The sequence below is a fragment of the Frankia tisae genome, assembly GCF_025403405.1.
GTDB lineage: Bacteria > Actinomycetota > Actinomycetes > Frankiales > Frankiaceae > Frankia > Frankia tisai.
In genome coordinates this window covers 1-9,277 of record NZ_JANEZT010000277.1, presented here as the reverse complement: position 1 = coordinate 9,277, position 9,277 = coordinate 1, and the positions used below count along the sequence as shown (strand labels likewise).

At 71.9% G+C, this 9,277-nt stretch carries 9 protein-coding genes; 6 read left to right on the top strand and 3 right to left on the bottom strand.

Annotation, left to right across the window (positions count from 1 at the left end):
- Nucleotides 1–585: 585 nt before the first annotated feature.
- The gene (locus NBZ85_RS22430; RefSeq protein ID WP_261556155.1) at nt 586–1,329 is read right to left on the bottom strand and encodes a hypothetical protein; all 744 of its coding nucleotides are present in this window, start codon (nt 1,327–1,329) and stop codon (nt 586–588) included.
- A gap of 37 nt (nt 1,330–1,366) precedes the next feature.
- On the bottom strand, nt 1,367–2,410 hold the full coding sequence (locus tag NBZ85_RS22425) for a hypothetical protein (RefSeq protein WP_261556154.1): 1,044 nt from the start codon (nt 2,408–2,410) through the stop codon (nt 1,367–1,369).
- 35 nt (nt 2,411–2,445) lie between these two features.
- Here NBZ85_RS22425 and NBZ85_RS22420 point away from each other — a divergent pair, with 35 nt between their 5' ends.
- Complete coding sequence (locus NBZ85_RS22420) at nt 2,446–2,880, top strand: NUDIX hydrolase (protein WP_261556153.1); 435 nt, start codon at nt 2,446–2,448, stop codon at nt 2,878–2,880.
- Nucleotides 2,881–2,974: 94 nt separating this feature from the next.
- Nucleotides 2,975–4,234 (top strand): UDP-N-acetylglucosamine 1-carboxyvinyltransferase, encoded by a 1,260-nt coding sequence (gene murA, locus NBZ85_RS22415; RefSeq protein WP_261562543.1) that lies wholly within the window; start codon nt 2,975–2,977, stop codon nt 4,232–4,234.
- Between the two features lie 57 nt (nt 4,235–4,291).
- Here the strand turns inward: murA and NBZ85_RS22410 are convergent, their stop codons facing one another.
- A complete protein-coding gene (locus NBZ85_RS22410; RefSeq protein ID WP_261556151.1) occupies nt 4,292–4,669 on the bottom strand; it encodes a hypothetical protein in 378 nt (125 codons plus the stop codon).
- A gap of 385 nt (nt 4,670–5,054) precedes the next feature.
- On the opposite strand from NBZ85_RS22410, the gene NBZ85_RS22405 reads away from it, so the two are divergent.
- The 4 genes from NBZ85_RS22405 to NBZ85_RS22390 all read left to right on the top strand — a co-directional run bounded on the left by NBZ85_RS22405 (nt 5,055) and on the right by NBZ85_RS22390 (nt 9,085).
- The gene (locus tag NBZ85_RS22405) at nt 5,055–5,420 is read left to right on the top strand and encodes an STAS domain-containing protein (protein WP_261556150.1); all 366 of its coding nucleotides are present in this window, start codon (nt 5,055–5,057) and stop codon (nt 5,418–5,420) included.
- Nucleotides 5,421–5,652: 232 nt separating this feature from the next.
- Complete coding sequence (locus NBZ85_RS22400) at nt 5,653–6,276, top strand: hypothetical protein (RefSeq protein WP_261562542.1); 624 nt, start codon at nt 5,653–5,655, stop codon at nt 6,274–6,276.
- A 165-nt stretch (nt 6,277–6,441) separates the two neighbouring features.
- The gene (locus tag NBZ85_RS22395) at nt 6,442–8,529 is read left to right on the top strand and encodes a protein meaA (RefSeq protein ID WP_261560405.1); all 2,088 of its coding nucleotides are present in this window, start codon (nt 6,442–6,444) and stop codon (nt 8,527–8,529) included.
- Nucleotides 8,510–9,085 (top strand): phosphohydrolase, encoded by a 576-nt coding sequence (locus NBZ85_RS22390; RefSeq protein WP_261560406.1) that lies wholly within the window; start codon nt 8,510–8,512, stop codon nt 9,083–9,085. Before NBZ85_RS22395 ends, NBZ85_RS22390 begins: the two co-directional genes overlap by 20 nt.
- The last annotated feature ends 192 nt before the right edge of the window (nt 9,086–9,277 follow it).

Here is a 9,277-nt window from a genome sequence, read left to right as displayed (position 1 = left end):
CTAGGGAGCCCGCCCCGCCCCGCGCCGGGCGACGGACCTGAAGGGTCACGTCCCGGCGCCGATGCTGATGCCGGTGTCGGCCTCGCTGACGCATGGTGGCCCGCGCACCGGCGGGCACCGCGGATTGCGGTGCGTTCTGCGCCGTCTGGGCCGTCTGGGCCGTCTGGGCCGCGGAACCGTACTCATCGCACCGCAGCGCAGGGAGCACACCGCGACTGGGCGCGGACGTCGGTGATCGGTTAGAAGGCGCAGCCGGCGGGCCTCGGCCGGCGGCGCGGACGGGGGGGCGTTCGAGTGGGCGGACGTGATTCGGCGTCGGTGTCGTAGCCCCGCGGCGGAGCGGGGGCGGGCCGTGCGCCGCCGTGACGACCGCGGAACGTGGCGGCGGCTCTTGGGTGTCGGTGGTGGATGCGTGGGAGAGCGCCTACCTGGGTCCTTCTGGAGGGTTCGGCGCCCGATTTGTCACTGCAGGAGGACCCAGGTGGCATCTTTCCCACGCACATCCCCGGTCTCGTCCACCCCACCGGCTACTGGAAGTAACAATCGACCTGACCCGGACCAGCAAAGAACCACTCAGGTGCCGCACTAGAGACGGGCGTAGAGCATGGTGGCGTCGTCGCTCACCCCGAAGCGGGGGAAACGCACGCAGCTGGGGTCGGCCCGTTCCGCGGCGCGCAGCCGGTCGAGCAGCTCGGACTCACGGCCTGCGGCGGCCTCGTCGAGCAGCTCGGCGTCATCACGGACCAGGCTGAACGGCCGAACGGCGCGGGCGAATCCGTCGGACATCGCGACCAACTCCGTCCCCGGCACCACGGTGAGCGTGGTGACGAAGGCATGGTCGGCCGCGGCCGGCACGTTCGAGAGAACCCACGAACCTCGCGGCGTGTTGCGCCACCGTCGACGCTCCCGGTTGCGGGCGCCGGCACGGGCGTAGGCGTCGGCGGCCTCGTCGCCGCGGTCGAGCTCGGTGCGGACCCGGTCGAGCAGAGCCTCCTCCACCCCGGCGAACTGCGGATCGACGAACTCGACCACGGCGGCGCCGGGCTGGCGCAGCAGGACGGGGCTGTCGCCGAGCAGGCAGAGATCGAGCCGACCGTCGAGGACGCGAGCCAGGCTCAGGGTGGCCGTTGGGAAGCCGTCGGCCGGCAGCCCGGCTCGCGGCCCCTCGGCCCGGACATGGCCGATGAGGTCGCACAGCACCGCCCGCAGCGGCCGGCCGGCCCAGGGCACCCGGGCGAGAAACGCGTCAGCCGTGCCGCTGAGCCAGGCCGCCGGGGAACGGCCGTCCACCGCGGTCTCGCCGCCCAGCGGAGTCGCGCCGTCGATCACCCACAGTCCGTCCGGACGGCAGCCGGCCGCATCCTCGTTATGCGCCTTGTCCGACCGACTGATGGACCGCAGCACCCGCACCCGTCGGCCCCCACCCGGTCATGAGAAAACCCGCTGTCACGAGTATGGCGCCGACGACCGCCGGCGCGACCCGCCGCCAGGCGGACCCGCCGCCGACGGCGCCGATGAGCAGAACGTGGAAGCCCCAGAAGACCAGCAGCGTGACGCCGCCGGCCAAGGTGAGCAGTCCGGCGGCCGGACGGGCCGGCTGGCCGGCCGCGATGTTCGCCGCCGTCGTGATGAAGGCGATCACCGCGGCCAGCAGGCCCATGATTTCCAGCACCTGGCTGCGAATCTGCCGCAGCTCGCGGGTCGCCTCCTCCTGACGGGCGCCGAGGCGTTCGGCCTCCTGGGCATATTGGATCCGTGACCGGATGAGCTGGTAATCCCCGATGCGCAGGGCGTATTCGGCGCCGGTCGAGTCCTCGTCCTCAATGGCCCGCGCGATGCTGGCGCGGGCGGCGGTGAACGCGCCCCGCAAGGTCGCGATCCTGGCGTGGGTGGCGTGGTACCGGGGGTACCGGCCCTCGCTGAGGGCGATGGCCTGACGGATATGCCGTTCGGCGTCCAGCAGCAGGCGCAGGTCGCTGTCAGGATCATGCTCATGACGGTCCGCGATGATCTCGGCTGCCAGGTGCAGTACGCCAGGGACACCCATCAACCGCTCGACTGCCTCGACGGCGAAGGTCAACGCGGCGTCGAGGTTCGCGGGATCGCCGCCGAGGGCGGCGTAGTACTCGGCCTGCAGGTAGAAAAACATCGGATGGCGGCCGAACCGTGACTGGTACCGGTCGGTGTTGGCGCGGTGCCGGCGGTGGTCCTTGCGCCGCCAGGCCCGTACCTGCAGGCAGTAGAAGGCGTTGAAACGGGTCTGCTCGGGCTGGTCGGCGTCTTCGAGGACCGCGGTCAGGTCCTCGTCGCTCGCGTCCGGTCTGGCCAGCAGGGCCCGCGCGGCGGTGCCGAATCCCGGATCTGTCTCCGGCGGCAGATCCGCCAGCCGTTGACTGAGACCGCCGCTCACCCCGGTTTGTGTGTGGCAAAGAGTACGTTCCGCACATGCATTCGGTGAGCGTAGCCGGAGTGACACTCCGAGAGAACGGGTCGATTCTGTGCATCCGGCGCAGGGACACCGGAGCCTGGCAGATCCCGGGCGGAGTTCTCGAACGCGGCGAGACCATCCACGCCGGGCTGTGCCGTGAGGTCATCGAGGAGACCGGCGCGGTCGTCCGACCCGTCCGTATGACGGGGGTCTACCTGAACCTGCCGCTCGGCGTGGTGGCAATGGTCTTCCTGTGCGACTTCACAGGGGGTTCGATCGCCACCACGACCGAGGAGGCGACGGAGGTCCGTTGGCTGTCGCCGGACGATGCTCAGGCCAGGTTTGTGCCGGCGTTCGCGGTGCGGGTGAGCGATGCCCTGGCCGGGCGCGGCGAGCCGTTCGTCCGGGCGCACGACGGGGTGTCCGTGGTGACGGCGGACGGACCGGGATGAGGCAAGCGCACAGGGTGGCGGGGGTCAATCCGGTGGGTGCCGGTGAAGATCTTTGCGCCAGGACCTAGCATCGAGGTCCGTGGAGCGCTTCGTCGTGACAGGCGGCACCCGGCTGATCGGCGAGGTCGCCATCCCGGGCGCGAAGAACTCGGTTCTCAAACTGATGGCCGCGAGCCTGCTGGCCGCCGGTCGCACGACTCTGTCCGCTGTGCCCGACATCCTTGACGTCACCGTGATGGCGGAGGTGCTGGACGGGCTCGGGGCGGTGGTCGAACGGGACGTCGACGGTAGCCGGCTGAGCATCGACGTCCCCGAGATGCCGGGGTTCGCGGCCGACGGGGACCTCGTCCGGCGGATCCGGGCGTCGGTGGCGGTGCTCGGCCCGCTGGTCGCCCGGTGCGGGGAGGCTCGGGTCGCCCTGCCGGGTGGGGACGCGATCGGCGCGCGGGCGCTCGACATTCACGTCAACGGGCTGGCGAAGCTCGGGGCGCTCGTGGACGTCGAGGCCGGCGTACTGGTGGCGCGCTGCTCGGGCCGGCTGCAGGGCGCGTCGATCTGGCTGGACTTCCCGAGCGTCGGCGCCACCGAGAACCTCCTCATGGCCGGCGTCCTCGCCAAGGGCACGACGGTGATCGACAACGCCGCGCAGGAACCCGAGATCGCCGATCTCTGCGAGATGCTGACGGCGATGGGCGGACGCATCGACGGCGCGGGTTCGTCGACTCTGGTGATCGACGGCGTGGACGCGCTGGCCCCGGTCGAGCACCGGACGGTGCCGGACCGCATCGTCGCCGGCACGTACGCGATCGGTGCGCTGATGACCGGCGGCGACATCATGATCCGGCAGGGCCGGGCCGGGCATCTCGGCATCGTGCTGGAGAAGCTGGTGCAGGCCGGCGCGGAGATCGACGTCCGTGACGACGGGTTCCGGGTGGTCGGCCGGGACCGGCCGCGCTCGATCGACGTCGTGACCCTGCCCTACCCCGGGTTCCCCACGGATCTGCTGCCGCAGATCATCGCACTGGAGGCGATCAGCACGGGGACGTCGCTGATCACCGAGAACGTCTTCGACAGCCGTTTCGTGTTCTGCCGCGAGCTGCACAAGCTCGGTGCGGACCTGCGTACCGACGGCCATCACGTCATCGTGCGGCCCGCGGACCGGTTGACGGCGGCCCGGGTGATGGCCTCGGATGTGCGGGCCGGCGCGGGCCTGGTGCTCGCCGCCCTCGTTGCCGAGGGCGACACCGAGGTGACCGACGTCTACCACATTGATCGTGGCTACGCCGGGTTCGTCGAGAACATGACCGCACTCGGCGCCGACATCCGGCGGGTCTCCGATCTGGCGGTCGCCTGAGGGCAGGCTCGACGGCTCGACGGCCTGGGCGGCCCGCGCGGTGGGCGGAGTACAGGCTCAGGTCTGCGAGGACAGGCCGCCGGGCGGGGTCGACAGGGCGCGGGTGGCGCGGGGCGCGTCGGCGCCGAAGACGAGCACGTGCCGGCGTTGCCGGGGGCGGGACAGGATGTTGCCCGCGGAGTCGATGTGCAGCGGGGTCATCGCCATCGCCCAGGTGGAGCGGATGCCCTGCGTGCGCAGGGCGGCCCGGGCCCGGCTCACCTCGGCGGGGGTGTCGACGACGGCGACGGGGACGAGCAGCCCGAAGTCGTGGCCGAGCACGACCCCGCGGGGCAGCGCGCGCAGCGGGGTGGACGCCCAGCGGGCCATGATCATCAATAGCCCCACAGTCAGCATCGCCAACACCGGTTCGACGAGGTATTGCGCCGAGTTCACGGCCACCTGGCACCTCCCGATCACCGCGCGGCGGCCGGGTACGGGGCCGCGAGGGAGCCTCGGGCGGAACTCCTCGCCCGTCGGCAATCCAGCCTCCATGCTCCCAGACGCCCGGCGGATCGGCAGGAAATCCCGCCGTGATCCGTCCTGAACCAGCCACGGAATCCGACAGCGGAAACATCGCGCCGCGACGACTGGGATCATCGAGGTTACCGGCCCCGACCCCCCGTGGCCGAGGGAGACGGTTCGGACGAGGCGGGAGGGCGCACGACGGTCCGCCATGCGCGGAACCGCACCTGGGTGCTACCCGCGGTCGGCGCGGATAGCTGGTAGCGCCGGCGTCACGGTGAGCGGGGGTGCCGGGCGGCCGGGGACTGGAGACCACATGAACAACGGTGTGAACGTGGTGGACATGTACGCCTCCTCCGAGGTGGGTAGTCGCCCCGGGCAGGCGGTGCGGCTGGTGGGCAGGGTGGACGTGCGGACGGTGGGCACGCTGCGTTCCCTGCTGCACGCCGCCATCGACAACGGCAGCGGGCCGCTGCGCGTCGACGTCGCCGAGTTGGAGCTCGGCGACCATGCGGCGCTGGGGGTGCTGCTCGGCGGGGCCCGCAGAGCCAGGGCGGCGGGCCGATCCATGGTCCTTGTCGACGTGCCGAGCGCGCTGGGCCGGATGTTCGCCGCCGACCGGCTCGGGCGGCTGTTGCGGTTCGAGGAGGCGACCGAGCTGGTGCACGTCGGGCACGCCTGAGCCGTCCCGCCCCCGCCCCGTCCGGCCCCGTCCCGCGGCGCCACGCTTGCGGTCGGCGACCAAGTAGAGCGGACCGAACCGGGGTGGATGCTTACCGTGATCTCGGGCGCGCCCGCGTACCGGCGGGACTTCCGATGCGGCATGCTTGCCGGGTACCTGCTGATCGGGTACTGCTTTCGGGTCGCTGGCCCGGCTGATGGCATGCTGGACGCCGGACGGAGGTCTGCAGGACGTGGAGGTGCCCGCGCGGGTGAACATCGCCGGCGAACGCAGTGCGCGGCCTGCGGGACTTCTCGGCGCGCGTGAGTTGCGGCCGGCCGTCGTGCTCGCGGCGTTCCTCGTCGCGGTCCTGATCGGCGTGGGCATCGGCTACGCCACCGCCGACCGCGGCTCGGGCGGAACCAGCACGGCGACGGCCACCCTCGCGCCCGAGTTGTCCCCGGCCATGCGTCTCCCGTTCTGGTCGGCGTCGCGCCATCCTGGCCAGGCGCACCAGGTGCGGGTCACGGATGAGCTTGATCCGGTGGTCCTGCGGCTGGCGCTGCAGTGGACCGTCGCCAACCAGATCAAGGCGGCGGGCGGCGACGGCAGCATTACCGCCCAACAGGTGACCGTGCTGGACCACATGTACTTCGGAGCCGTCGAGGGAGTCGACGCCGACCACGACGAGTTCTGGGCGATCGGCCGCATCGCGGTCGCCGGCATGGCCAGTCCGCCGCCGGCAGACCCGCATGTATGGAGCCGAATCGGCACCGGCCCGTGGAAGATCGTGGACAACGGTCAGCGTGCCTGCGACAGGATTCCCATGCCCCTCATCCAGGTCTGGAACGGCCAGCCGCCGCCCTGTTTCGGCTGAGCCGTCCCGCTCTGACCGCAGCCGAGGGAGCGGTCGGCGAGCGGAGGCGGGTGGTCCGAACTAGCCTCGTCCCGTCGCCCGCGGTCACCGCGGGCCCGGGTCGGTGCGGCCCGACCGCCGGTCGGCCACTCGGCCGGCCTCGTGCGCGGGGGAGAGGCAGCGGCCATGACGGACGTGCATACCCGTTCGACGGAGCAGAACAGGCTGGCTCGGGACCGGCCTTTCCCGACGCCGATCGGATCGGATCCGGCCGAGCCTGCCGCCCGGCGCGGGCGGCGTGACCAAGCGTGGATCATCCGTACCTACGCGGGGCATTCCAGCCCGGCCGAGAGCAACGCGTTGTACCGCCGCAACCTGGCGAAGGGCCAGACCGGCCTGTCGGTGGCCTTCGACCTGCCGACCCAGACGGGCTACGACCCGGATCATCCGCTCGCCCGCGGCGAGGTAGGCCGGGTCGGCGTGCCGATCGCGCACCTCGGCGACATGCGCGGGCTGTTCGACGGGATCCCGCTGGCCGGCACCAACACGTCGATGACGATCAACGCCACCGCCATGTGGCTGCTCGCGCTCTACCAGGTCGTCGCGCAGGAGCAGGGCGCCGACCCGGCCGAGCTGGCCGGCACCACGCAGAACGACATCATCAAGGAGTACCTCTCGCGCGGGACGTACGTCTTCCCGCCGGGGCCGTCGCTGCGGCTGGTCACCGACCTCATCGCCTACGCGGTGGCGGAGCTGCCGCGGTGGAACCCGATCAACATCTGCAGCTACCACCTGCAGGAGGCCGGGGCAACCCCGGTGCAGGAGCTCGCCTTCACGATGTGCTCGGCGATCGCCGTCCTCGACGCTGTGGCGGCCACGGGGACGATCCCCGCCGAGCGCATGGGGGAGGTGTGCGCCCGGATCTCGTTCTTCGTCAACGCCGGGGAGCGGTTCGTCGAGGAGATGTGCAAGGTGCGGGCGTTCGGGGCGCTGTGGGATGACCTGCTGCGCTCCCGGTACCAGGTGAGCGACCCGGCGGCGCGCCGGTTCCGCTACGGCGTGCAGGTCAACTCGCTCGGGCTGACGGAGGCCCAGCCGGAGAACAACGTCATCCGGATCGTGCTGGAGACTCTCGGCGTCACCCTTTCGAAGGACGCGCGGTGCCGGGCGCTGCAGCTGCCCGCCTGGAACGAGGCGCTGGGCCTGCCCCGGCCGTGGGACCAGCAGTGGTCCCTGCGCGTCCAGCAGATCCTCGCCCACGAAACCGACCTGCTGGAGTACGACGACCTGTTCACCGGCTCCCCCGTCATCGAGGAGCAGGTGCGCCGGCTGGTGGCGGACGCGACCGCCGAAATCGACCGGGTCCAGGCGATGGGCGGGGCGGTGGCCGCCGTCGAGAGCGGCTACCTGAAGTCGGCGCTGGTCTCCGCCCAGGCGGCGCGGCGCGCGCGGATCGAGAGCGGCGAGGACGTCGTCGTCGGCGTGAACCGGTTCACCGAGACCGAGCCGAGCCCGTTGCTCGCCGAGCTCGACACGGCGATCCAGACGGTCGACCCGTCCTTCGAGCCCGCGGCCCGGGACTCGCTCGCCGCCTGGCGGGCCGGGCGTGATCCGTCCGCCGTCGCAGAGGCGCTGCTCGGGCTGCGCACCGCCGCCGGCACCGAGGCGAACCTGGTTCCCGCGACGCTGGCCTGCGCGCGGGCGGGCGTCACCACCGGGGAGTGGGCCGACACGCTGCGAGCGGTGTTCGGCGAGTACCGCGCGCCGACCGGGGTGAGTGACGCCGTCGGCGGGGGCGGGGACGCGACGGGGCTCGACGAGCTGCGTGCCCTGGTGGCCCGGACGGGCAAGGAGCTCGGACGGCCGGTGAAGATGCTCGTCGGCAAGCCCGGCCTGGACGGTCACTCCAACGGCGCGGAGCAGATCGCCGTGCGCGCCCGCGACGCCGGCTTCGAGGTCGTCTACCAGGGGATCCGGCTGACCCCCGGGCAGCTCGTGGCCGCGGCCGTCGAGGAGGACGTGCACGTCGTCGGCCTGTCGGTGCTCTCCGGCGCCCACCTGGACCTGGTGCCCGAGGTGCTCGACGGGCTGCGCGCGGCCGGGGCCGAGGAGATCCCCGTCGTCGTCGGCGGCATCATTCCGCCGGCGGACGCGCGGGAACTGACCCGGCTCGGGGTCGCCGCGGTGTTCACGCCCCGGGACTATGAGCTCAGCGCCATAATCCGGGGCATCGTGGACGTCGTACGGTCGAAGCATGCCCTCGACCACCACTGACGCGGCCGAATCCGACCATCCCGGCACGTCACCGGACCAGGGCCCGACCGCCGGCCCGACGCTGGACGACGCCATCGCCTTCGCCACCCGCATGCACACCGGCCAGGTGGACAAGGGCGGCGAGGAGTACATCGGCCATCCCCTGCGGGTCATGGCGACGGTCGTCCACACTGCCGGGCCCGCCGGTGTGGACCCGCACTCCGCGCAGCTCGCCGCCGTCCTGCACGACGTCGTCGAGGACAGCGACACCACGCTCGCGGACCTCACGGCCGCTGGTTACCCCGCGCCGGTCGTCGCCGCCGTCGACGCCCTGTCGCACCGGCCCGACGAGTCGATGCGGGACTACCTGGCCCGCGTCGCCGCCGACCCGCTCGCCGTCGTCGTGAAGCGAGCTGACATGCAGGACAACTCCGATCCCGCCCGGCTCGGCCGACTCGCCCCCGAACGGGCCGAACACCTGGCCACCCGCTACGCCGGCCGCCGTGAGCTCCTCGACGACCTCGTCTGCGCCCGCGACGACGCCAGCCAGCTGCAAGCGGGCGACCCGCCGGCCTGACCATCCCTCGTCAGCCCCCCGGCCGGACCGGCTCGCCAGAAAGTGCAGGAGGTTATTGGTAGTTTTGCCCGCCTGAAACTGCCAACAACCTCCTGCATCTCCCTGGATGTGCGCGATGCACCGTCTTGTGATTACGCGGTGTCTGTGAGTGGATGCTTACGGTGTCTTCTGGGTGGGGAGGGTCCCTGGGGC